This is a genomic window from Streptomyces sp. NPDC002577 (assembly GCF_053594815.1).
Genome location: NZ_JBSFWK010000003.1, coordinates 196,018 through 218,911 on the forward strand (window position 1 = coordinate 196,018; position 22,894 = coordinate 218,911).

15 protein-coding genes are annotated in these 22,894 nt (G+C 72.8%); 3 read left to right on the top strand and 12 right to left on the bottom strand.

Features of this window, described 5'->3' with window-relative positions; translation table 11 throughout:
• Positions 1-5 precede the first annotated feature (5 nt).
• From ACWD4J_RS06550 to ACWD4J_RS06565, 4 genes are read right to left on the bottom strand one after another with little or no spacing between them, the layout of a single operon-like run.
• Positions 6-1,856, bottom strand: coding sequence for an acyl-CoA dehydrogenase (locus ACWD4J_RS06550; protein WP_451394185.1), 1,851 nt, complete (start codon positions 1,854-1,856; stop codon positions 6-8).
• Positions 1,853-3,652, bottom strand: coding sequence for an acyl-CoA dehydrogenase family protein (locus ACWD4J_RS06555; protein WP_451394186.1), 1,800 nt, complete (start codon positions 3,650-3,652; stop codon positions 1,853-1,855). Before ACWD4J_RS06555 ends, ACWD4J_RS06550 begins: the two co-directional genes overlap by 4 nt.
• Positions 3,649-5,502 (bottom strand): fatty acyl-AMP ligase, encoded by a 1,854-nt coding sequence (locus tag ACWD4J_RS06560; protein WP_451394187.1) that lies wholly within the window; start codon positions 5,500-5,502, stop codon positions 3,649-3,651. Before ACWD4J_RS06560 ends, ACWD4J_RS06555 begins: the two co-directional genes overlap by 4 nt.
• Positions 5,499-7,433: an HAD-IIIC family phosphatase gene (locus ACWD4J_RS06565; RefSeq protein WP_451394188.1), complete on the bottom strand. Its 1,935-nt coding sequence runs from the start codon at positions 7,431-7,433 to the stop codon at positions 5,499-5,501. Before ACWD4J_RS06565 ends, ACWD4J_RS06560 begins: the two co-directional genes overlap by 4 nt.
• Positions 7,434-7,583: 150 nt before the next feature.
• On the opposite strand from ACWD4J_RS06565, the gene ACWD4J_RS06570 reads away from it, so the two are divergent.
• Together ACWD4J_RS06570 and ACWD4J_RS06575 are read left to right on the top strand one after the other, a co-directional pair.
• The gene (locus tag ACWD4J_RS06570) at positions 7,584-8,837 is read left to right on the top strand and encodes an FAD-dependent oxidoreductase (protein ID WP_451394189.1); all 1,254 of its coding nucleotides are present in this window, start codon (positions 7,584-7,586) and stop codon (positions 8,835-8,837) included.
• A 28-nt stretch (positions 8,838-8,865) separates the two neighbouring features.
• Positions 8,866-9,600 (top strand): MFS transporter, encoded by a 735-nt coding sequence (locus ACWD4J_RS06575; RefSeq protein ID WP_451394190.1) that lies wholly within the window; start codon positions 8,866-8,868, stop codon positions 9,598-9,600.
• A gap of 170 nt (positions 9,601-9,770) precedes the next feature.
• Here the strand turns inward: ACWD4J_RS06575 and ACWD4J_RS06580 are convergent, their stop codons facing one another.
• Together ACWD4J_RS06580 and ACWD4J_RS06585 are read right to left on the bottom strand one after the other, a co-directional pair.
• On the bottom strand, positions 9,771-10,604 hold the full coding sequence (locus ACWD4J_RS06580; protein WP_451394191.1) for a thioesterase II family protein: 834 nt from the start codon (positions 10,602-10,604) through the stop codon (positions 9,771-9,773).
• Complete coding sequence (locus ACWD4J_RS06585; RefSeq protein ID WP_451394192.1) at positions 10,601-11,488, bottom strand: AfsR/SARP family transcriptional regulator; 888 nt, start codon at positions 11,486-11,488, stop codon at positions 10,601-10,603. Before ACWD4J_RS06585 ends, ACWD4J_RS06580 begins: the two co-directional genes overlap by 4 nt.
• Positions 11,489-11,704: 216 nt before the next feature.
• Between ACWD4J_RS06585 and ACWD4J_RS06590 the strand changes: the two genes are divergently transcribed.
• A complete protein-coding gene (locus ACWD4J_RS06590) occupies positions 11,705-12,886 on the top strand; it encodes a sensor histidine kinase (RefSeq protein ID WP_451394193.1) in 1,182 nt (393 codons plus the stop codon).
• 35 nt (positions 12,887-12,921) lie between these two features.
• Here ACWD4J_RS06590 and ACWD4J_RS06595 read toward each other — a convergent pair whose 3' ends face one another.
• The 6 genes from ACWD4J_RS06595 to ACWD4J_RS06620 form a co-directional block, all read right to left on the bottom strand.
• On the bottom strand, positions 12,922-13,530 hold the full coding sequence (locus ACWD4J_RS06595) for a response regulator transcription factor (protein WP_451394194.1): 609 nt from the start codon (positions 13,528-13,530) through the stop codon (positions 12,922-12,924).
• A 111-nt stretch (positions 13,531-13,641) separates the two neighbouring features.
• A complete protein-coding gene (locus tag ACWD4J_RS06600) occupies positions 13,642-15,969 on the bottom strand; it encodes an MMPL family transporter (RefSeq protein WP_451394195.1) in 2,328 nt (775 codons plus the stop codon).
• Between the two features lie 136 nt (positions 15,970-16,105).
• Positions 16,106-17,770: an allophanate hydrolase gene (gene atzF, locus ACWD4J_RS06605; protein ID WP_451394196.1), complete on the bottom strand. Its 1,665-nt coding sequence runs from the start codon at positions 17,768-17,770 to the stop codon at positions 16,106-16,108.
• 77 nt (positions 17,771-17,847) lie between these two features.
• A complete protein-coding gene (uca, locus tag ACWD4J_RS06610) occupies positions 17,848-21,414 on the bottom strand; it encodes an urea carboxylase (protein WP_451394197.1) in 3,567 nt (1,188 codons plus the stop codon).
• Positions 21,411-22,037, bottom strand: a complete 627-nt coding sequence (locus ACWD4J_RS06615; RefSeq protein WP_451394198.1) for an urea amidolyase associated protein UAAP2 — start codon at positions 22,035-22,037, stop codon at positions 21,411-21,413. Before ACWD4J_RS06615 ends, uca begins: the two co-directional genes overlap by 4 nt.
• Positions 22,034-22,858 (bottom strand): urea amidolyase associated protein UAAP1, encoded by an 825-nt coding sequence (locus ACWD4J_RS06620; protein ID WP_451394199.1) that lies wholly within the window; start codon positions 22,856-22,858, stop codon positions 22,034-22,036. The genes ACWD4J_RS06615 and ACWD4J_RS06620 overlap by 4 nt, the downstream gene beginning before the upstream one ends.
• Positions 22,859-22,894 lie beyond the last annotated feature (36 nt).

The window sequence follows — 22,894 nt, forward strand, 5'->3', positions numbered from 1 at the left end:
CGGTCTTACACGTGGCCGTACAGGTCGAAGGGGCGCGACTCCTCGTAGCGGGCGAGCAGTTCGGTGCCCAGCCGGGTCGCATACGGTTCCGGAATCCCGGTCGTGCGCAGGCCCAGGCGGCGTGCGGTGCGGTGCAGGGCGGCGACCAGCCACGCCGGGTCGGCGAGGAAACCGCCGGCCGCGGACCGCCACACTCCGACGGCCGCCGACGCGGCCAGCAGCTGCGCGTACCGCCCGGCGAGCGCGAAGGCGCCCGGGGAGGCCAGTGGCGTGCGGTCGGCGGGCGGCAGGGTGCGGCCCCGGCGGCGTACGTCCTCGAGGTCGGCGGCGAGATCGCGCAACAGGGAGCCCAGGAGGGGATCGGGGACGTCCTTCGCACGGGCCGCCGCCTCGGTGAGCGCACCACTCAGCGGGTCCGCTGTCGCGGCGAGCGTCAGCCGGTCGAGCGCCAGATCCGGCAGGGCGTCCGCCTCGGGTGTGAAGAGGTCGTGAGGCGGCGGAAGTCGATGCGCGGACGACAGCCGCCGTAGCTGCGGCACCAGCGTGGCCAGGCAGGCCGTCGGGCCGGCATGGCCGAGGCTGAGCACCGGCAGGTCCCGCAGATGCTTGCCGAAGACGGCGTGGTCGCCCTCGCGTACGTAGAAGCGGGCGCCCAGCACCACGGACTGCTCGCGCACACTCTGTGTGAGCAGCCGGGGCACCAGGTACTTGACGGCGGCCGCTGTCACACTCGCCTGCTCGGGCAGGATCTGCACGGTGCGTGCGGCCGCGAGCGACATGCTGTCGCACAGCAGCAGATCGGCGAACGCACCGGTCAGCACGGCTGCCGCATGCGGCAGTTCCACGACCTGGCGCCGGTACAGCCGCCGCCCCAGCGCGAAGCGCAGAACCGTACGAAGGCAGTGGTCCACCGTGCCGACCGCCATGCCGGGCAGCGCGCTGCGCGTCACCTGGAACGACCGCAGTGCCACCTCGCCGCCCCGCCCCTCCGTGCCGACGAGCGACGACGCGGGCAGGGGGCAGTCGTGGAAGGCGAGGCCGGTGAGGCGGCAGCCGCGCACTCCCACTGTGCGATAGCGGGGCAGCGGCTGCCAGCGGTCGGCTGGTACGTCGCCGGGGGCGGCCAGCAGGACGGAGTGGCTGCGGCTGCCCGGGCCGGGGTCCGTGCGCGCGAACAGCACCCAGGCGCGGGCCCGGTCGGCGTTGTTGATGACGTGCTTGGCGCCGTCGAGCCGATAGCCGCCGGGCGCCGCGTGGGCCGCGAACTCGTTGCGCAGGAAGTCGTTCCCGTGTGCCAGTTCGTGGTACGCGACCGAGACCTTGCCCCCGTCCAGCAGGATGTCCGCCAGACGCCGGCGCTGTGCGACGGAGCCCGCCGTCCACACGTTGACCGCTGCCATGAACGACGTGATGCCGTGCCCCAGCCCAAGTCCCACGTCCCGGCGGAACACCTCGCGGGCGACGCGCACCAGGTCGTCCAGGCGCGTCAGTCGCCCACCCAGCTCGGCCGGGACGTACTCGGCGCCCAGCCCGAATCCGTCCAGCAGCGCCTCTCCGTCCGCGCTGAGGACGCCGCGCTCGTCGGCTTCCAGCAGCCGGGCGGAGCCCAGGGGGTTGTCGGGGTCGTCCGGGGCGCTGAAGGCGCGGGAGAGTTCGGCGGCCCGGGCGGCGGCGTCGGTCGGCGAGCTGGGCTGTATGGTGCCGGGCCGCGCCGAGCCCGCCTGCGCCGCCTCTGCCTGTGCCGCGTCCGGCCCCTCAGCCCAGGCTCGCGCGCCACCTGCCCGGACACCGCCTGACGGCGTGCCGCCTGCTCCGGTCATATCGCTGTCCGTCACGGCCGTCCGCGCCCGTGTCATCGTGGTCCCCCCTCCCTCGCGTCGCTGCTTCCTGCCAGGTCGTCGCTTCGTGCCAGATCGAGCCGCAGCAGCGAGAACAACCGCCCCTGCTCGCGCAGCGCGAACGCCTCCTCCAGCAGCTCCTCGTAGGCATCGCCCGCGGACGGCTCGCCGAGCCGCTCCAGCAGGCGGTCCAGGGCGGCGCGCAGCCACAGCCCGTCCCGCCACAAGCCCTCGACCGACCCGGCGCGGGCCTGTACCCACAGGCCCAGACAGGCCGCACCCGCGCAGCACAGGCAGTAGCGGCGCGCCACGTCGAACGCGTCCTCCGGAACGTCCGCGACGACGTCGGCGAAACCCGCCATCTCCTCGTGCACCCGCCCGGTCACGGCCAGCAGCCGTTCCGCCGCCTCCGCGGCGCCCTTCAGCGCCGGGTCCGTGTCGGCATGGGCCCGCACGGCCGCCGTCCACTCCGGCAGGGCGGCGGTGAGGGAGCTGCCGTGCCGGGCGACCAGCGACAGCCGCTCCGGCGCGAACTCCTGCAGCGGCTCCGCAAGATCGCAGGCCGCTCGCGCCCCCGCCGTGTCCGTACGGCCGCGACGCCAGTGCCGGACCAGCGAACGGAACTGGATGATCAGCGAGTTCAGGTTCACCAGCGTGTTGCCGTCGAAGAGCCCCACGATCCGGTGGTCGCGTTCCACCTTCTGGAACATCCCGTACGCGCCCACGCCCTGCCCCGCCACGAGGAAGGCCCGAGCCCCCAGCAGCCCGGCGAGAGCGTCGAGCACGGCCTCGGTGCCCGTCGGCAGGAGATACTTGGTGACGGCCGCGACGACCGACAGTTCATCCGTGGCCGTGTGCACCATCCGGGAGGCCACGAGCGCCAGCGCCTCGTGCGTCAGTGCATCCGCTGCCGCCTCCGCCAGGATCCGGCGCGCCTGCGGCAGCTCGGCGAGCCGACGCCCGTACAACCGCCTCTCCCACGCGAAGTCCAGTGCGATGCGCAGCCCGTGGTCGGCGGCGCCCAGCGAGAGCGCGGCGCACATCGTGCGGGTGAGCTGCAGCGCCTTGAGCACCGTCTCGATGCCGGAGCCCTCCGGTCCGACGAGCGCCGAACGCGGCACCCGGGCGCTGTCGAGGGCGATCCCGGAGATGTCGGCGCCGCGGATGCCGTGCGTCGGCACTTTGGGCAGGGGGCGCCAACTCCCTGGCGCCAGCTCCCGTTTGTCGGTCAGCAGCACGGAGAAGGCGCGCGGGCCGCCCGCCGGGTCGGTGCGGGCCAGCAGCGACAGGACGGCACCCCGCGTGGCGTTGTTGATCAGCCACTTCTCGCCGCTGAGGAGGAAGCCGGGGGATCCGGCGGCTGCACCGCCGGTGTCCGGTACCGCCTCGACCTCGCCCGCGAGCAGGTCGCTGCCGTGCGCCCGTTCCGTGAGGGCCAGCGCCACCGGCACACCGGCCCGGATGTCCGAACCCAGCCGCGCCGCCTGCTCCGCGGTGCCCGCGACCCACACGCACACGCCGCCCAGATACGTCTTGCCGTGCGCCACCGCGACCGTCAGGTCGCGCCGGGCCACCGTCCGTACGAGATGCAGCGCGTGCTCGTAGTCACGCAGCCGCCCGCCGTGCCGCACCGGCACGTAGTAGTCGGGCAGGCCCCAGTCGTCGAGAATCCGGCAGACAGCGGCCGGAAACTCCTCGCGCGCATCGAGCTCCAGACAGGCCGCGTACGAGAAGGGGGTGCGGGCGTCCGCGGGGTCGCCGAGCGCGTGCTCGAGCTCTTCGGCGAGCCGGTAGGGGGAGTGTTCCGTGGTCATCGGGGCGCCGTCCCTTCCGGAGCGGGAGACGATGCCGGTGCGGCCGGTGCCTGGGCCGGAACTGCCACCGGAGCGCCCCTGCCGTCCGCGTCCGCTGCTCGGTCCGCCGCCTCACTCACCAGCGCCCTTACTGCCGGTTCCAGAGCCTCGTACAGCGGGGTCACCGCGCCCTTCAGGAACAGATCGCGCATCGTGGTCCGCCGGACCTTGCCGCTCGTCGTGCGCCGCACGGTGCCGGGACGGACCAGGACCACATTGCCCGCGGGCACCGCGAACCGGCGCCCGATCTCCCGCTGGGCCGCCGTCGCCACCGCCCGCAGGTCGCCGTCGCGCACGGCGGCCGGCCGCACCTCCTGGACGAGCACCAGGTGTTCGCGGTCCGTCTGCACGGCGAACGCGGCACCGGCGCCCCGGGTGAGCGACGGGTCGGCGGACTGTGCCGCCTGCTCCACGTCGTGGGGGTAGAGATTGCGCCCGGCCAGGACGACCACCTCCTTGATCCGCCCGGTGACGAAGAGTTCGCCGCCGTCCAGCACGCCCAGGTCCCCGGTGCGCAGCCATCCGTCGGGCCGGAAGCACGCGGCGGTGGCCGTCGGGTTGCCGTAGTAGCCGAGCGCCACGCTCGGCCCGCGCACCCAGACCTCGCCGACCCGTCCGTCCGGCAGCGCGTCACCCGTTCCGGGGTCGCTGATCCGTACCTCGGTGTCCCGGACGGTGCCGCTGCCCGCCAGCGTCCGGGCACCCTCCGCCGTGGACGGCGGCGCCAGCGTGCCCTGTTCCAGGGCGTCGGCGTCGACGCTGCGCACGGTGGGCGGGGCCGCCGCGTCCGAGCCGGTCACCAGCAGTGTCGTCTCCGCGAGGCCGTAGCAGGGGGTGAACGCCTCCGCGCGGAACCCCGCCGGGGCGAACCGCTCGGCGAAGGCGCGCAGGGTGTCGGCCCGCACCGGCTCGGCGCCGTTCGGCGCGACCCGCCAGCTGGACAGGTCGAGCTGCGCCAGCTGCTCGTCGGTGATGCGACGCGTGCACAGGTCGAAGGCGAAGTCGGGCGCCCCCGAGCCCTCGACCCGGTAGGTGCCGATCATCTCCAGCCAGCGGCGCGGCCGCTTCAGGAACGACAGCGGGGACATCTGCACCGCGACCCCGCCGACGTACAAGGGGTGCAGCACATGCCCGATGAGCCCCAGGTCGTGGTAGTGCGGCAGCCAGCCGCCCACCACCATGCCCTCGGTGGTGCCAGCCCAGCGCTGGATCGCGGCCTCGTTCGCGACGAGGTTGGCATGGGTCACCATGACGCCCTTGGGCTCGCTCGTCGAACCCGAGGTGTACTGGAGAAATGCCAGGTCGTCCGGGCCTGTGGCGGGCGGACGCCACTGTGCGGGGTCACCGAAGTCGTCGCGGTCCGTGGCCAGACAGCGCACCTGGGGCAACGAGACGGAGTCCAGCCAGGCCTCGAGGGGCGGCACATGGTCCGTGGTGGTGAGTACGGCCACCGCCTGCGAGTCCCGCAGGATGCCGGCCACGCGCGCCAGTTGCTCCCCCTGATCGGTGGGCAGCGGCGCGGGCACAGCCACCGCGCCCGCGTACAGACAGCCCGCGAAGGCGGCGACGAACGCGGTGCCCGGCGGATGCAGCAGGAGCACGGGCCGTCCGGCCGCGCCGTGCTCCTGGAGCCAGGACGCGATGCGCCGGGCCCGGGAGTCGAGCCCCGCGTACGTCAGGTGCACGGGTGCCGAACCGGCCGAGTCGTCCGGAAGGAACACGAACGCGTCCCGCTCCGCGTGCGCCGCGGTGCGCTCCAGGACGACCTCCGTGAAGGTGCCGGTGCGGGTCTTGGCGAGTGCGCTGGTCAAGGCCGTCCCCCTGTGAGAGTTCCCGCGGCGGGGCCGCTGCTGTCGATGGCACCGGGGCCGCCGGTGACCGTGATGTGCGCCGGTGACTCCGGCAGGCCGCGCAGCAGGTGCCGGTACGCCACCGACCCGTCGGGCAGGGCCTGCGTACGCTCGAAGCCCAGCGACGGATAGAGGTCCCGGAACCGCTGGTTCTTCGCCGTCGGCCGGAAGCGGCCGTGCACCGCCCCGCTGCCCGTGCCGCGGGCGCCCGCCAGCAGCGCCGCGAACACCGCCTGCTCGATGCCGCGCCCGAAGACGCGGCAGCTCAGCAGCGCGTTGTCGATGTGCCAGTCCGTGTCGTCGGCCCTCACGAACACCGCGCCCACCAGGCCGCTGTCGCCGAACCTGTCGCGTACTGCGACCGTCAGCACCAGGCCCCGGTCGGCGGCCTGACGCACCTCGTCGGCCGACATACGGCGCGTGGTGAGGTTGAACTGGTTGGTCCGCTGGGTGAGTTGGGCGACCCGCGCCATTTCGTGCGGTCGTGCCGGGGCGAGCTCCACCGTGACGTCCAGCCCTGCGAGGAACTCCTCGTACGACTCGGCGCTCTCCCGAAGCTGCCTGCGCTCGCCCTCGCTGCGGTACTGGGCGGCCCGCCGCCGGTCCGCGTCCGTCAGCTCCGGCACGTCGAACCAGCCCTCGGCCAGCAGCCGTTCGCCGTGCAGCGCCGGTTCGTCGTCCAGCGCCACCAGGTCCACGCCGGGCAGTGCCCCGGCCACCTGAGCACGCTCGAACGACGAGTCGTCGGCGAAGACGAAGCTGTCCTCGCCCAGGTCCAGCCGCTTCGCGAGGTCCCGCAGCGCGGCGTCCTTCGGGCCCCAGCCGGCGTGCACAGCGACGAAGTCCTCCTCGCGCAGCGCCATGTCGGGGTGTGTGCGCAACACGTCGAGCAGCGGCTCGGGATCGTTCTTGGAGCACACCGCGAGCAGCACGCCCTGCGCGCCCAGCTGCTTGACGACGCGCTGGAAGCGCCCGAAGGCCTCACCTCGGTACGTGGACGCCGCGGCGACGCCCTCGGCGCCCAGGTCGCCGAGCACCCCGTCCCACAAGGTGTTGTCGGCGTCCAGGACCAGCACCTTCTTCGTACGTCCGTGCAGGGTGCGGGTCAGATGGGCCACCTCGCGTGCGTACGCCGCCAGCAGTCCCGTGCCCAGGCGGGCCTGGGCGTAGGCGGCGAGGCGCGCGTCGTGCACCGGGCCGCCGGCCGCGACGAGCGGCTCCAGGTCGACGACGTGAGTGCGCGGATGGCGCAGCCCGAGCCGCAGCAGCCGGGCGTTGAAGTCCCGCCACAGAGCGCCCAGTTCGGTGCGTGAGCGGTGGTCCACGAGCTGGTGCGTGTGCTCGCGCAGCAGCGGGAGCGTGTTCAGTACGAGCGTGGCGTGGCCGTGCTCGGCGTGGTGCGCGGCGAGCCGGTCGAGACGGGCGAGCAGCGCGTCCGCGGCGTCCCCGGCGTCCGCGACCGTCCACGGCGGGGACAGGGCGTCGAAGACCACCGAGGCGTCGAGCACACAGAGGGCGAGCCGCGTCCCGGACGCGTACACCAGGCTGTTCGTGTCCAGCAGCTCGCGCTCCCAGGCACCGAAGTCGGCCATGCGCGGGCGCAGCAGCAGACGGTGCCGGGCCAGCTCCGCGGTGAGCGAGGGCACCAGCCCGTCCAGGGTGGAGCTGCCGCACACCGCGACGGTGACCTGCTCGGCGCCCGGGAGCGCCCCGGGATCGATCCGGGTCAGCAGCCGCCCTGCCGTCTGCAGCGCGGACAAGGGGTTGTCGCCCGCGGTGAGCTCGGCCAGCAGCCCCGGCAGTGCGGGCCACTGCTCCGCCAGGGTGCCGTCGGAGTGCATCAGGCGCAGCCGGTCGAGTGGACCGGACGCCGCCGTCGTCTCGGTGGTCATGACGGGCAGCGTGTGGCAGCCGCCTTAACGGTCGCTTGTGCGGCCCGCACCGCCGCAAGCCGCGCTTAAGGACACGCTCAGAGCCTGGGACGACCGTGCGGACAGCTGTGCGTGCGGGCCCCTCTGTGCCAGTGCCCGGGAGGCAGGACGATGGACGTTCCCGACGTATCGACCCAGGTGTGTGTGGTGGGCGGCGGACCGGCGGGGCTCACCCTCGCCGTGGAACTCGCCCGGCGATCCGTGCGGGTGGTCGTGGTGGAGGCGAGCCGCCACTTCAACCGGTCGTTCCGCGGTGAGTCCGTCTCGCCGGACTCGGTATGGCTCCTCGACCGGCTCGGCCTGCTGCAGCGGCTGGACGGTGAATGCGTCCAGATGCACCGGATGGAGATCAACGACTCGGGACACACCGTGCTGGCCGCCGACTTCGACCGGTTCCGCTATCCGCACCCCTTCCCGGTCGAACTGCCGCAGCCCGCCCTGCTGTCCGCGCTCGCCGAAACCGGCGCTCAGTACCCCGGCTTCACGCTGCTCCAGGGCGCTTCCGCCACCGGTCTGCTGCGCGACGACACGGGCCAGGTGACGGGGGTGCGGGTCCGTACCGCCGAAGGAGAGCAGGAGATCCGCGCCGCGCTCACCGTCGCCGCCGACGGGCGGTTCAGCAAGGTCCGCGAGATGTCGGGACTGCCGTACCGGACACTGCCCCTGAACCGGGACGTCATCTGGCTCAAGCTGCCCTTCCCGTATGCCGACTGGGACGACCGGACGTATCGCATCCGGATCCGCGGCGACCAGCACGGGCTGTTCATCCCGACCCGCCCCGACAGCGTCCGCGTCGGGTTCAACATCCCCAAGGGCGGACTCAAGGAGATGCGCAGCCAGGGTCTGCCCCTGCTGTACGAGCGCCTCGACCAGCTTGCCCCCGAGCTGTCCAAGACCGTGCGCGAGCATGTCCGGGGCTGGGCCGACACCTCGATGCTGGACATCTTCACGACCGTCGTGCCGCGCTGGTCGGCGCCCGGCCTCGTCCTGATCGGGGACGCCGCGCACACCCTCACGCCGATACTCGGGCAGGGCGTCAACCACGCGATCATCGACGCCGTGACCCTGGCGCCGCTCGTCGAGCAGGCGCTGCGCGACGGCGGCGGCACGTCCGCGCTGGGGGCCGCGACCGCGGAGTTCCAACGCACCCGCGAACCCTCCGTGGCTCGCTCCCGCGCCCTCCAACTGCGCCAGGAGCGGCTGTTCGCCCTCGGCGGCCGCGTGGGCGGGTCCTGGCGCAGGACGCTCTATCGCGCGGTGAACCGCAGCGAGTTCCTCACCCAGCGGGTGCTGGCCGGGGCGTACTTCCAGCTTCAGCAGCCGGGGGAGCGGGTGGCCGAGGTGCAGCGGGATGCGCGGGATTGACGGCATGGGTGGAGAGGGTGCTCCGCGGGTGGCTTTGCATGATGGAGGTCTGCCGGAGCCTCGGCAGGACGGTGGTCTGCGGGACCCTCTGGAGGATGGCGATCTGCGGGAAAGTCGGCAGGGCGGCAGTCCGGGGGAGCCCCTGCGGCGCGGTGGCCCGCGCGGCAGCGCGCCGGGCGAGGTGCCGCGCCTCCTGCTCGGCGCGGTGGGCCTGAACCAGTTCGCCGTGGCGGCGGCCGCAGGCGTCGTGGCCCCGATGGGGCCCGCGCTGCGCGCCGCCCACGGGCTGCCACCCGCATGGCTGCCGTGGGCAGTTCTGGCCTACCTGCTTCCACTGGGCGGCCTCGCGCCGGCGCTGCGGCGGCTGATCCGTCGTACGGGTCCGCTCGCGGTGCTCATCGCAGGACTGTGGCTGTTCGTGCAGGCTTCGGTGGCCTGCACCGTCGTCCATGGTCAGGTCACTTTCCTGGTCCTGCGCGGCGTGCAGGGCACAGGCGGCGCCGCACTCACCGCCGTGGCCCTCGCACTCGTCCCCGTGCGCTCGGACCGACTGCTCCTCGGCTGGGACGCGGTCGTTCTCGCCGGACTCGGCGCGGGTCTGACGGCCGGGACCGTCCTCACGGGCCCCGACTGGCGCTGGGCGCTGTGGGCCGCCATTCCGCCGACGGCCGCCGGCGGCCTCACAACGGTGCGCCTGCTGCGCGCCCAGCGGCACACGCACCTACGGAAGCCGCCAGACCGTTCCCGGACCGGTACCGCGTGACCCGGAGCCGCGGGACGCGGCGGCGTGCCCCGAGGAGCCGGGGCGCAGCGAGCGTCGCAGAGCGACCGATTGTGCCGCGCCTCCTGCGCCGGCAGACGGGCCCGCCCGACGAGTCGGGCGGGCCAGGGGTTCACGCTGGCCGGTGGTGAGGCCGGGAGTGCAGCCTTCGCCTACGCCCGCGTCGCGGCGGGTACGCTTCGCGGCGCCGTGTGGCTCGGGTGCGCTGTGTGCTCCTCGGCCTCGTAGCGGCGTACCACCCGCGCCACCTCGTCCAGCAGCTCCTCCTCGTGCGTGCGCAGGAAGAAGTGGCCGCCCGGCACGGTGTGCAGCTCACAGTCGCGGGCGCCGTATCTGTGCCAGGCCGCGACCTCCGCCTCCCCGGCCAACTCGTCGTGCCGCCCGGCGAACAGGTGCAGCGGCACGGACACAGGGACTGGGCGGGTCACGGCGCCAGCGCAGAGCGCCAGGTCGTCCCGCACCACGGGCAGCAGGGCCCGCAGCCACTCCGGATGGTCGAGCAGAAGCGGTGGCAGCCCGCCGAGGTCTGCCAGCGCCTGAGCCAGTTCCGCGTCCGTGTTCCCGCCTCCGTCCACGTCCCCGGCGACCGCCGCGCCGATGCGGGGCGGTGGCAGGTGCGGTGCGCGGTAGGCCGCCAGCAGCGCCGCCCGGGGCAGCCGGGCGCCGCGCGTCTGACGGCTGCGCATCAGCTCGTACGCGATGAGCGCCCCCATGCTGTGTCCGTACAGCAGGTACGGCCGGTCGAGTACCTCGCTCAGGTTCTCGTCCAGCTCCGCTGTGAGTGCGGTGAGATCGGTGAACCGCGGTTCGCCGGCGCGACCCTCACGGCCCGGGAGCCGTACCGGCAGGACGTCCACCGCGGCACCCCGGTCGGTGAGCCCGCGCTGCCAGCGCGCGTACGCCGAAGCGCCCCCGCCGGCGTACGGGAAGCACACCAGGCGGACCCGGGCGCCCGGGTGCGGCGGCCGCGGCAGATACGCCGTCATCGGGCGGCCACCGGAAGGGGCGAGCCCGGCACGGTCTGCATGGGCACATCCCCCCGTCCTCGCCCGGGCCCGGCCGGTGGCACGAGGTCACCCCGGGGGGCGGCCGCCGGGCTGTCCAGGACCGGGTCCCCGCGCAGTAGGGCCTCGTGCAGTCGGCGTACCTGGGTGGACGGTTCGAGGCCGAGCTCGTCGGCCAGGACGTGACGCAGCCGGCGGTACACCTCGAGGGCCTGCCCGGTCCGGCCGCTGCGGTACAGCGCCAGCATCAGCTGGGCGTGCAGATTCTCGTGCAGCGGGAACCGTGAGGTGAGCGCGGCCAGTTCGCCGATGAGCGTCCGGTGGCGGCCGCGCCGAAGCTCCGCGCCGAAACGTTCCTCCAGAGCCATGAGGCGCAGCTCCTCAAGCCGTAACGCTTCGGCGCGCAGCACGGGACCCAGCGCGACGTCGGCGAGGACCGGGCCGCGCCACAGCCCCAGCGCACGGATCAACAGGGTCGAGGCGGCGGCTTCGGCGCCCCGTTCCAGCGCCGAACGGCCCGCCAGGGCGAGCCGTTCGAACTGCGCGGCGTCCGTACCGCCTGCCGCGTCGTCCAGCCGGTAGCCGGTGTGGACCCTGCGCAGCACGTCGCGCGGGCCCCGAGGATCATCCGGGGCCAGCGCGGCCCCGATCATCCGGCGTAGTTGTTTGACGTAGGTGTGCAGCGTGGCCTCGGCGGACCGTGGTGGCCTGTCCCCCCACAACTCGTCCACCAGCGACGAAACGCTCACGGGGTGACCGCAGTTGAGCGCCAGCAGCGCCAGAACCTGCCGCGGTTTGGCGGCGCTGGGCACCACGGATGCCTGCCCCACCCGTGCGCTCAGCGGCCCGAGTACGGCAATCTCCATCACTTGCCCCCTGCCGGTGCGGTGCTTGAATCCGTGACGACCCTGACAGCCCGAGGTGCGCGGGCACCAGTGATGCGGCCACGAAGTCGATATGAATCCGTCACGTCCGGCATCCGGCGGTCTGTCCCGGACACCGCCCGCCAAGGCCCTCTGTCCGCGGCGGTCCGCCAGCGCCTAGCATCCGGGAACCGGCACCGAGGAGTACTGGGGGGTTCGATGTCCGGTGTGGAAGAGCAGCAGTCCCTGTTGTGGGCACGCCAGTTCAACGGCGTTGCCGACCAGACCTCCGACGCCATGCCGGTCACGCGGCGTGCCGTCGGGATCGCGGTCGCGGTCACCGTCGGCTTCGTACCGCTGGGTGTGGTCGCGATCGCTGCCGAGCACCCGCGCCCGATGGCTGCGGCAACGTCGGCCGGCGCGTTCCTCGGCACCTTTGGGCTGCACGTGCTGCACAGCCTTCCGGCGCTGGGGCGGGCGCGGGAGCGCTGGCGCGGGTGGACGCTCGCCGCGCAGGGCGCACTCGGGTTCCTGCCCGTGCCCGTGGCGGGGATCGTCTGGCCGGGTATGGCGGGCTACTTCGCCGGTTCGCTGCTGCTGATGGTGCGCGGTACGGGTGGCCGGATGCTGGCCGCCCTCACCGCGGCCGGGGTGAGCACGACGGGGCTCGCGCGCGGCGACTCGTGGACGCGCTCGCTGTACGCGGGCGGCGCCACCGGTGTGATGGCGCTCGCCGTGTACGGGGTCGCGCGTCTCGCCGAGCTCGTGACGCGTGCCCACCATCAGCGGGAGACCCTCGCCTGGAAGGCGGTCGACCAGGAGCGTCGTCGATACGCCCGCGACCTGCACGACCTGCTCGGCTACAGCCTCTCCGCGATCTCGCTCAAGGGCGATCTCGCGCGGCGGCTGGTGCGCGTCCATCCCGAGCGGACCCGTGAGGAGCTCGACGGCCTGCTCACCGTCGCCCGGGCAGCGCTCACGGACGTACGAGCGGTGGCACGCGGCTACCGCGAACTGTCGTTCACCGCCGAGGCGGAGTCTGCCCGCTCCGTGCTGGCCGCCGCCGACGTCCGCGCGGTCGTCGACATACGCCACGAGTGCTCGGCCTCGGTCGGCACCGTGCTTGCCACGGTGCTCCGGGAAGGCGTCACGAATCTGATCCGGCACAGCAAGGCCACCGAGTGCCGCATCGAGATCCGCCGCGCGGAAGGAGGCTTCGTCCGGCTCACCCTGGCCAACGACGGCATCCGCACAGAGCGGCCGAGGCTCTGCCAGGGCGGGGGCGCGGGCCTGGTCAACCTCGCCGAACGCATGGAAGCGGTGGGCGGCCGCCTCACCGTCGACAGGGACGAACGAGGCTGGTTCCGCGTGGTGGCCGAGGCCCCGGACCCTCCGAGCTGACCGCGAGGCGCGTGCCGCGCCCCTGCCGGCTGTCCTCAGGCCAGCCAGCCGGACTCCTTCGCGATCCGTACCGCGTCCACCCGGTTGCGAGCGTTCAACTTCGTGACGACGGAGGTCAGATAGTTCCGCACGGTGCCGACCGACAGATGCAGCGCCTCGGCGATCTCCGTCGCGTCCGCGCCCAGGGCCGCGCGCCGGAGGATGTCCGTCTCGCGGTCGGTGAGCGGTGAACCGCCGTCCGCGAACGCCGCCAGGGCCAGTTGCTGGTCGATGACCCGCTCGCCCGCGGCGGCCCTGCGCACCACCTCGGCGAGGTGGGCCGCGGGCGAGTCCTTCAGTACGAAGCAGGTGACCTGGTGTGCCAGCGCCCGCCGTAACGTGCCAGGGCTGCCGAGGCTGGTGAGGATCACGGTGCGGCACTCGGGCATCCGCTCGCGCAGCTCGGCGGCGGCGGTGATCCCGTCCATACGGGGAAGGTCGATGTCGATGATCGCGACGTCCGGCCGGAGGTCGAGCGCTGCCGTCACGATCGCGTCCCCGCTGGCCACCTCAGCCACAACCTCGAGGTCGTCCTCGAGGTTGAGCAGCGCCACGAGCGCGCCGCGGACCATCGAGACGTCCTCGGCCAGCAGAATCCGTATCAATCCGCCCCCACACTTCACACGGACCGAAGATCCGCCGTTCCATGTGGCGGGAGTGTAGCCACGTCAAATGACTCAAATGTGATGAGTGTGTGGCGGAGCGTCACCGAGCGATCATGTTCGGCCACTGACCGGGCGTTCGGTGCGAGGCGATGGCTGGAACGAGGAGTCCGGCCGGGCCTCGTGCAGACCCGCTCGCTGCTGCAGCCGTCGTAGCGGACCCGGCGCCCACCACGTCGCACGCCCGGTGAGCCGCAGTACCGCAGGCACCAGCAGGCTGCGCACGACCATGGCGTCCATCAGCACCGCGAGCCCCACGCCGAGGCCGAGCATCTTGATGTTCGTGACCCGTGACGTACCGATCGCCGCCATCACCACCGCCAGGATGAGGGCGGCCGCGGTGATCAGTCCGCCCGTGCGCCGGATGCCGAGCACGACCGCGGCGCGGTGGTCGCCGCTGCGCTCGTACTCCTCCTTGATGCGGGATATCAGGAACACCCCGTAGTCCATGGACAGTCCGAACGCGACGCAGAACATCAGCACGGGCAGGGCCGTCTCGATGTCACCGGTGGGTGTGAAGCCCAGCACGCCGGCGAGATGGCCCTCCTGGAAGACCCACACCATCGCACCGAACATCGCGGTCAGGCTCAGGGCGTTGACCAGCACCGCGAGGACCGGCAGCAGCACACTTCCGGTGAACAGGAAGACCAGTACGAGTGTGGCTCCCGCGATGATGCCCAGCGCCCACGGCAGGCGTTGTGCCGTGCCGTGCTGGGTGTCGGCGAGCACGGCGGCGGGTCCTGTGACGGATGTGTGGAAGGGGGCCGACAGTGACCGGATTCCGCTCACCAGGTCCAGGCTCGAGCGTGACGTGGACTCGCCGGAGTGGAGCACGGTGAGATAGCTCGCCCCGGCCGGCATCCCCGCGCCGACCCGCTGCCCGTGCACGTACCGTCCGGCGGGCCCGGTGACCTGGACGACGTGCGGAAGCCTCGACACGGACCCGCTGTACGCGGCCAGCTCCTGCCGTGTCGCCCGGCCCTCGACGAGCACGGCGAGCGAGCTGCCCGGGCTGCCGGGGAACTCGTCGCGCAGGTGCTGCTGCACCACCCGCGGCTCGGCCGAGGCGGGCAGCTGACGGTCGTCCGCCGTGCCGAACTGCACGTCCTTGAAGGGCAGTCCAAGAGCGACCAGTACCGTCACGGTGCCCACCACGAACAGCGGTGCGCGCCGCATCACCACACCGGCGAGGCGCGCCCAGCCCGCGCCCGGGTCCCTTGCGGTGCCGTCGCGCCTGCGCAGGGGCAGCCGCAGCGCGTCGACCCGATGACCGAGCAGGACGAGGGCGGCGGGCAGCGCGATCAGCGAGGCCGCGGCCGCAATGAGTACGACGGCGATTCCGGCGTACGCGAACGACCGCAGGAAGTACTGCTCGAACACGAACATCGACGCCAGGGACACCGCGACGGTGAGCGCCGAGAAGAGCACCGTGCGCCCCGCCGTACGCAACGTCGCCGCGACGGCGGCCCGCGGCTCCCGGCCCGCGGCGAGCTCCTCGCGGTGGCGGCGCACGATGAACAGGGCGTAGTCGATGGCGAGTCCGAGGCCCAGTGCCGTCGTCAGGTTCTGCGCGTACACCGACACATCGGTGAACTCGGTGATCACTCGCAGCACCGCGTTCGTACCGACGATCGCGACGATGCCCACCAGCAGCGGCAGCAGCGCGGCGACGGCACTGCCGAAGACGACGACGAGCAGCACGAGCGTCACCGGCAGCGCGATGGCCTCAGCGCGCACCAGGTCGTCGGCGATCACCTGCTGCGAGGCGTGCCGCACGGCGGCGGGACCGCCGAGCCGCACGTCGATGGTGCCGTGTTCGCCCCGGTACTTGCGCTCCAGCCGCTCCAGTGCCGCATCCACGGCGTCCTCGTCGCCCCGGATGTGCGCGGTGATCAGCGCCTCGTGCCCGTCCCGCGCGCGCAGCGCCGCATCCCTGGTGTCCCAGTACGACACGACGCCCCGCACGGTGGACTCGTCCGCCAGCCGCCGGGCGAGTGCACGGGCCTCGGCCGCGACCGCGGGGTCGTCGATGCTCCGGGACCGCTCACCGTCCGACGGTCCCGACGCCTTCGATGTCGACACCAGGAGCAGCAGATTCGGCTGCGAGGCGGGCCATCGCTTCTCCAACTCCTTTGTGGCGTAAGACGATTCGGAACCCGGGATCTGGGAGCCGCCGCTGCTCATGCGGTCGGCGACGCCGCTGCCGAGCAGGACGGCGGCCGCCGTCAGCAGCAGGACGAACAGGAGCGTCAGCCGCGGCCGTGATGTGACGACCCGGGCCCAGCGCCCCCGGGTGCGCGGTTCCCCCTCCCCGTGTGGTGGTGATTCCGCATGTGCTGGTGACGTCGATGTCTGCGGCGCTGAGGTGTTCGGCGCTGTCATCGGACCTGTCCTCCCTGACGGCACGGTTCGCGAACCGGGAACGATCGTGGGGGAGGTGGCTAAAGCGGCGGCTGCGCCGACAGGTGCCTCGGTCCTTTCGGCGCCTGACCAGGAGCCGGCTGTTTCTGCGTCCGTGTCAGTCGGCGGCACCCGAAAGGTACGCTCGCCAGCCGCCGTGTTCCGTGATGTCCGATGCCCCGTCGAGCGCGCCGGGTTCACACAGGAAGCCCGGTACGGAGGTGCCGTCGGCGAGTTCCACGCGGCCCAGGGTCATGGGCCGGGGCAGGGCGGCGAGCAGTCGTCCGAGCCCTTCGGCGGGCAACCGCCACACCTCCGTCTCGATGGGGGCGCCGCCCTCGCCGACGTGGACGAGGCCAGGCTTGGGCGGGGTGGTCCGCAGGGCGTGCAACCGGTAGACGGGTGCCGTCGTGGTCGTACGCTCCAACCGGGCACCCAGCGCGAGGAGTTGAGGATTGAGCGGCTGGCCCGACAGGTGTGCGCCGACCACCGCGATACGCGTCGGCGGAGTGAGCAGGCGCGCGATCCGCGCCAGCCGTTCGTCCGTGAACGCCGGGCCGATCAGCATGACACCGAACGGCAGGCCGTCCACCTCACCGGCCGGAACCGCGACGGCCGCCAGGTCGAAGAGGTTCGTGGAGTTGGTGAACCGGCCCAGGCGGACGTTGGAGCCGAGGGGGTCCGCAGCCACATCGGCGAGGGTCGGGTGGCCTGGAGTCGTGGGCAGAAGCAAGACGTCGGCGTCGCCGACGGATGCCAGCGCCTTCGCGCGCAGCGCTGCGAGCCGCTCCTGGTCGGCGTAGAGGCGGTGGGCGGGGATGTCGCGGGCGCGGGTGATGATGCCCGCGACCGTGGGGTCCAGGTCGTCCGCTCCCGCGTCTATGGACTTGTCGATAAAGCTCCCGACGGCCGTGTAGCGCTCGGCTACGAAGGCGCCTTCGTAGAGCATTGCGGCCGCCTCGGTGAACGGGGCGAGGTCGACGGGACGCAGCTCAGCTCCGGCTGCGGCGAGTTGGGCGACTGCGGCTTCGTATGCCTCGGCCCAGCCCGGGTCCAGCTCGCCGAGTTGGGCGCGGTCGGGGACGGCTATGCGCCACGGGCCCGGGTCGCGTCGGGGGAGGGCAGGCAGTTCGCGGGCGCTGGGCGATGCCATGTACGACAGGGCCTGTTCGGCCTCCGGGAGGGTACGGGCGAAGACCGTGACGCAGTCGAGCGAGGCGCAGGCCGGGACGACGCCGTCGGTGGGGACGAGGCCGTGGGTCGGCTTGAGGCCGACGATGCCGTTGAAGGCCGCGGGGACGCGGCCGGAGCCGGCGGTGTCCGTGCCGAGGGCGAAGTCCGCTATGCCGAGCGCTACCGCTACGGCTGAGCCGGCGCTGGAGCCGCCGCTGACCCTGGACGGGTCGTGGGCGTTTCTCACCGCTCCGTAGGGGGAGCGGGTGCCTACCAGGCCCGTGGCGAACTGGTCCAGGTTCGTCGTGCCCAGGACGATCGCGCCTGCTGCGCGGAGGCGGGCTACCACCGGGGCGTCGGTGGTCGGTTCGTACGCGTACGAGGGGCAGCCTGCCGTGGTGGGGAGGCCCGCCACGTCTATGTTGCCCTTCACCGCGAACAGCCTCCCGGCGAGGGGGAGGTGTTCGCCTGCGGCGGCTCGGGCGTCCAGCGCCTCGGCTTCCTGCTCGACCTCCGCCTGGGGGCGCAGGTCGATCCACACCTCCGGGCGGTCTACCGCCCCTACGCGGGCGTACGCAGCTCGGACCCTGGTAACCGTTGGGGACGACATCTGTGCTCCTTGTGCTGGGGTGGGTTCGTCGGGTGCGGGCCGTGGGCACAAACCGAGGCCGTCGTCAGCTCACGTCGTCAGGTCACCGTTGAGCTCGCTGGGCCTATGACCACCAAGGCCGTTCCCGCCTCCACCTGGTCTCCCGGCTTTGCCAGCAGCTCCAGGATCACGCCGTCCATGGGGGAGTGCACGCGGGATTCCATCTTCATGGCCTCCAGGGCGAGCAGGGGCTGTCCGGTTGTCACCTCGTCGCCCGGCTGTACGTGCACCTGCCATACCGACGCGGCGAATTCGGCCTCAACGAGGCGGCCGCCCTCGGGGACCGTCACTTCTGCGGGTGCCGCAGCCGGGGCCGCTGCCGCCTCTGCGCGGGTGAACTCGCCCGCCGCCTCCCAGGCGTCCCGTTCCGCGGCGAAGGCGGCGCCCTGGCGGGTGCGGAACTCGGCGATCGAGTCGGCGTTGTCGGCGAGGAACCGCTCGTACTCCGCGAGGGAGAAGACGCCCTCCTCGATCTTCGGTACGAAACGGCCGGAGGCGATGTCCGCACGGAGTTCGAGCAGCTCGTCCGCCTCGACCGGATACCACTTGATGCGGTCGAAGAAGCGCAGCAGCCACGGCGAGCCGGGCTCGAAGGCGCCGCGCTGCTGCCAGCCCGACCACACCTGCGTCGTACGGCCCACGAACTGGTAGCCGCCCGGCCCCTCCATGCCGTAGATGCACAGGTAGGCGCCGCCGATGCCCACCGAATTCTCGGCCGTCCAGGTGCGGGCCGGGTTGTACTTGGTCGTGACCAGGCGGTGGCGCGGGTCCAGCGGGGTCGCGACCGGTGCGCCCAGGTACACGTCACCCAGACCCATCACCAGGTACTCGGCGTCGAAGACGGTCCGGTACACGTCGTCGACCGAGTCGAGGCCGTTGACCCGGCGGATGAACTCGATGTTCCACGGGCACCAGGGGGCGTCGTCGCGCACGCCCGCCATGTAGCGGGCGATGGCCTCGCGGGTCGCCGGATCGTCCCAGGAGAGGGGGAGGTGGACGGTCCGGGACGGGACGACCAGCTCGTCGGCGGGCGGCAGACCGGACTCGATCTCCCTCACCGCCTCGAGGAGTTCGTGCTGCGGCAGCACATCCGGGTCCGTCTGGATCTGGAGCGAGCGGATGCCGGGTGTGATGTCCGTGATGCCCGGCAGACCGGCCGCCACCACGGCCTCCATCAGCGCGTGCACCCGCATGCGCAGCGCCAGGTCCAGCTGCATCGGGCCGAACTCGACGAGCAGGTTGTCGTCGCCGCTGCGGCGGTACGTCACGTCGCCGTGCCGGGCCAGGACGCCGCCGTCGGTGATCTCCGCCCGGTCCGCGACCGGGGCGAGCGCAGGCGTCCGGCGGAGGCGTGCCGCCGTCTCGACCGTCACCGGCACGAAGCGCGCCACGTCCCCGGGCCGGAGCTGGCCCAGCTTCCAGCGCTGTCCCTTCGCCACCGTCGCCGGGCAGACGAAGCCGCCGAGGGACGGGCCGTCGGGGCCGAGCAGCACCGGCATGTCGCCGGTGTAGTCGACGGCTCCGACCGAGTAGGGCGTGTCATGGATGTTGGACGGGTGCAGGCCCGCCTCGCCGCCGTCCGTCCGGGCCCAGCGCGGCTTCGGGCCGACCAGCCGTACGCCGGTGCGCGCCGAGTTGAAGTGGACCTTCCAGTCGGCGGCGTAGAAGTCGCGGATGTCCTCCTCGGTGAAGAACTCGGGCGCGGCATGCGGGCCCTCCACGGCGCCGATGTGCCACTCGGCCCCGAACACCGGGCGGTCGGCCGACGCCACCGGGGCGCCGGAGTCGGTGATGGTGCCGCCGTGCAGCACATCGCCCGTGCGCAGCGCCCGGCCGCCGTGCCCGCCGAACCGGCCCAGTGTGAACGTGGAGGCGCTGTCGAGGAAGTCGGGAACGTCCAGGCCGCCGCCCGCGAACAGTACGTATGTCCGCAGGCCGTGCTCCGTCGGCGCCCCGATCTCAAGGAGGGCCCCGCCCGGCACGGTCACCGGCTCCCACTGCGCGACCGGCTCGCCGTCCACGGTCACCGGTGCCGGTGCGCCCGTGACGCACACCGTCGCCGGGTGCGTGAACCGCAGCGAGGGCCCCTGCAGCGTGCACTCCAGACCCGGCGCGCCCTCCTCGTTGCCCAGCGCCCGGTTGCCCAGCCGGAACGACAGATCGTCCATCGGGCCGCACGGGGGCACACCCACCTGCCAGTAGCCGGTGCGGCCCGGCCAGTCCTGGACGGTCGTGAGCGTGCCGCCGGACACGACCTCGACACGCGGCGTCGGGTCGCTCACGCCCGCCAGCGTCGACGTCGAGTGCGCGGCGGACCGGAACGAGTCGTCGGCCAGAGCCGCCCGTACCAGCCCCAGATTGGTCTCGATGCCGTCGACCCGGGTCTCGGCGAGCGCGGCGTCCAGCTTCGCGAGGGCGTCCGCGCGATCGGCGCCGTACGCGATGACCTTGGCCAGCATCGGGTCGTACGAGGTGGTGACCTCCGTGCCCGTCTCGACCCAGCCGTCCACACGGACGTCCTCGGGGAACGACACGCGCGTGAGCAGCCCTGCGCTCGGCCGGTGGTCGCGCGAGGGGTCCTCGGCGTACACGCGGGCCTCCACGGCGTGGCCGCGCGGCGGGCCCGGGTCCCGGACCACGCCCGTCTCGCCCTGCGCGAGGCGCAGCATCCAGGCCACCAGGTCGACGCCGTAGATCTCCTCGGTGACCGGGTGTTCGACCTGGAGGCGCGTGTTGACCTCCAGGAAGTACGCCTCCTCGCGCGCCGCGTCGTAGACGAACTCCACGGTTCCAGCGGAGCGGTAGCCGACGCTTGCACACAAGTCGCTTGCTGAGGCGGCCAGTTGGTCGCGTATCCGGTCGGGTAGGCCCGGGGCCGGCGCCTCCTCCAGGACCTTCTGGTTGCGGCGCTGCAGTGAGCAGTCCCGGTCGCCGAAGGTGACCACGCGGCCCTCGCCGTCGCCGAAGACCTGCACCTCGACATGGCGTGCGTGCTCGACGAGCCGCTCCAGGAACACTCCCGCGGACGAGAACGAGGCCGAGGCGACCCGCTGCACCCGCTCCCAGGCGTCGGTCAGCTCGGCGGCCGAGCGGCAGGCCGACATGCCGATGCCGCCACCGCCTCCGGTCGCCTTCAGCATGACCGGGTAGCCGATGCGCTCGGCCGCCTCCAGCGCCTCCGCGAGATCCGCGAGCAGGCCCGTGCCGGGCGCCAGCGGCACGCCGGCCGCCTCGGCCGCCGCCCGCGCGGTGTGCTTGGCGCCGAACAGCTCCAGCTGCGCGGGCGTCGGACCGACGAACGCGATCCCGGCGTCCTCGCAGCGCCGCGCGAACTCCGCGTCCTCGGAGAGGAATCCGTAACCGGGATGGATCGCGCCCGCGCCCGAGTCCTTGGCCGCCTTCAGGACGAGGTCCGCGTCGAGGTACGACTCCTTGGCGGGCGCCGGGCCGAGCCGTACGGCCTCGTCGGCGAGCCGTACGTGGGGCGCGGCGCGGTCCGCGTCGGAGTAGACCGCGACCGTACGCAGGCCCAGCTCCCCGGCCGTGCGGATGATGCGCACCGCGATCTCGCCGCGGTTGGCGACCAGCAGCGTGTCGAAGCTCATGCGGCGCCCGCCCCGTCGGGGCTTGCCGAGTCACCGATCGTCATCTCGACCGCTGTCGGGTCGAAGCCGTTGCAGGGGTTGTTGATCTGCGGGCAGTTGGAGACCAGCACGATCACCTCGCGCTCGGCGCGCAGCGTCAGCTTCAGGCCGGGTGCCGAGATGCCGTCGACGATGCCGAGGGTGCCGTCCTTCTCCACCGGCACGTTCATGTACCAGTTGATGTTGGAGACCAGATCGCGCTTGCCGAGGCCGTACTTGTGGCCCTCGGCCAGGAAGTTCTCCACGCACGCGTGCTGGGACCACGTGTGGTGCCCGTACCGCAGGGTGTTGGACTCCTTGGAGCAGGCGCCGCCGACCGTGTCGTGCCGGCCGACCTCGTCGTCGACGACCGTCATCAGCGGCGTGTGCTCGTTCGACATCAGCACGCTGCCCGTGGTCAGGAAGATGTTGCCCTGCGCGTGGATGGTGTCGGGGGCGCTGTAGCGCACGCTCGTGTCCTTCGCGTCGTAGACGAGGAAGTCCACTGCCTGGTTGCCGTGCAGATCGGTGATGGTGAGCGTCTCGCCCGGGGCGAGCACGGCCGACCAGGCGGACCGGGCCGGGACAACGGTGCTGTGCGTCATGCGAGCCCCCTCGCGGCAAGGAATTCGGTGGTGTTGAGGAAGGCGCGGCGGCCCTCGGGTGTCGCGTCCCACAGCGGGTCGCCCGGCCGTGTCGGGCCGGCCCGCCAGGCGAGCACCTCCAGCGGGGTGCTGGTGTACGTCTCGCGCGGGTCGACGGGGTGCGGCACGTTCGCGATCAGCACGGTCACGTCCTGCTCGGCGCGGAGCGTCACGCTCGCGCCGGGGCCGGCGGACCTCGTGAAGTCGAGGGCGCCGTCCTCGCGTACCTCCACGCCCTGGAAGAAGGAGAGGGACGGCGGCAGGTCCCGTGCGGACAGGCCGTTCTTCGCGGCGGCCAGCTTGAACAGCTCGCGGCCCGCGGGCGACGCCGACTGCGGCGTCCCGTCCCCGTACCGCTCGGTGTTCCGTACGAGCGTGGAGGTGCCGCACAGCGCGTCGTGCCGACCCGAGGTGTCCGCGATGACCGAGGCGAGGACGCGGCCCTGGTCGGACAGGAGCAGCTGTCCCTCGCCGAGGTAGGCGTTCCACTGGACCTTGACCGTGTCGGCCACGTTCAGCCGCTCCCACGGCCGGTCCGCCGCATACAGCAGCAGGTGGGCGCAGGCGTCGCCCGCCTGGTCCGTCAGCCGCAGCTCGGTGCCGCGGGCCAGCACCCGGTGGGTGTAGTTGCCGCCCGCCACCGTCTCCGCCCACACCAGATGCCCGGCCTCGCAGGGCGGCGAGGGCCAGGCGCTCGCGGGCACGACGGGCATGGCGTCGGCGTGGGTGCCCTCCTGGGCGCGGGCATGGTCGCGGGCTCCGTAAGTGGTCGCTGTCGCCATCGCGGGACCTTCCGGCTCGGCCTGTATTTCTGTCGC

Excerpts from the sequence above, each read along its gene's own strand:
- ACWD4J_RS06580 (WP_451394191.1), bottom strand. The coding sequence starts at position 10,604 with ATGACGGCGTATCTGCCGCGGCCGCCGCACCCGGGCGCCCGGGTCCGC.
- ACWD4J_RS06550 (WP_451394185.1), bottom strand. The coding sequence starts at position 1,856 with ATGACACGGGCGCGGACGGCCGTGACGGACAGCGATATGACCGGAGCA.
- ACWD4J_RS06615 (WP_451394198.1), bottom strand. The coding sequence starts at position 22,037 with ATGACGCACAGCACCGTTGTCCCGGCCCGGTCCGCCTGGTCGGCCGTG.
- ACWD4J_RS06590 (WP_451394193.1), top strand. The coding sequence starts at position 11,705 with ATGTCCGGTGTGGAAGAGCAGCAGTCCCTGTTGTGGGCACGCCAGTTC.
- ACWD4J_RS06555 (WP_451394186.1), bottom strand. The coding sequence starts at position 3,652 with ATGACCACGGAACACTCCCCCTACCGGCTCGCCGAAGAGCTCGAGCAC.
- ACWD4J_RS06620 (WP_451394199.1), bottom strand. The coding sequence starts at position 22,858 with ATGGCGACAGCGACCACTTACGGAGCCCGCGACCATGCCCGCGCCCAG.
- uca (WP_451394197.1), bottom strand. The coding sequence starts at position 21,414 with ATGAGCTTCGACACGCTGCTGGTCGCCAACCGCGGCGAGATCGCGGTG.
- ACWD4J_RS06585 (WP_451394192.1), bottom strand. The coding sequence starts at position 11,488 with ATGGAGATTGCCGTACTCGGGCCGCTGAGCGCACGGGTGGGGCAGGCA.
- ACWD4J_RS06600 (WP_451394195.1), bottom strand. The coding sequence starts at position 15,969 with ATGACAGCGCCGAACACCTCAGCGCCGCAGACATCGACGTCACCAGCA.
- atzF (WP_451394196.1), bottom strand. The coding sequence starts at position 17,770 with ATGTCGTCCCCAACGGTTACCAGGGTCCGAGCTGCGTACGCCCGCGTA.
- ACWD4J_RS06565 (WP_451394188.1), bottom strand. The coding sequence starts at position 7,433 with ATGACCACCGAGACGACGGCGGCGTCCGGTCCACTCGACCGGCTGCGC.
- ACWD4J_RS06570 (WP_451394189.1), top strand. The coding sequence starts at position 7,584 with ATGGACGTTCCCGACGTATCGACCCAGGTGTGTGTGGTGGGCGGCGGA.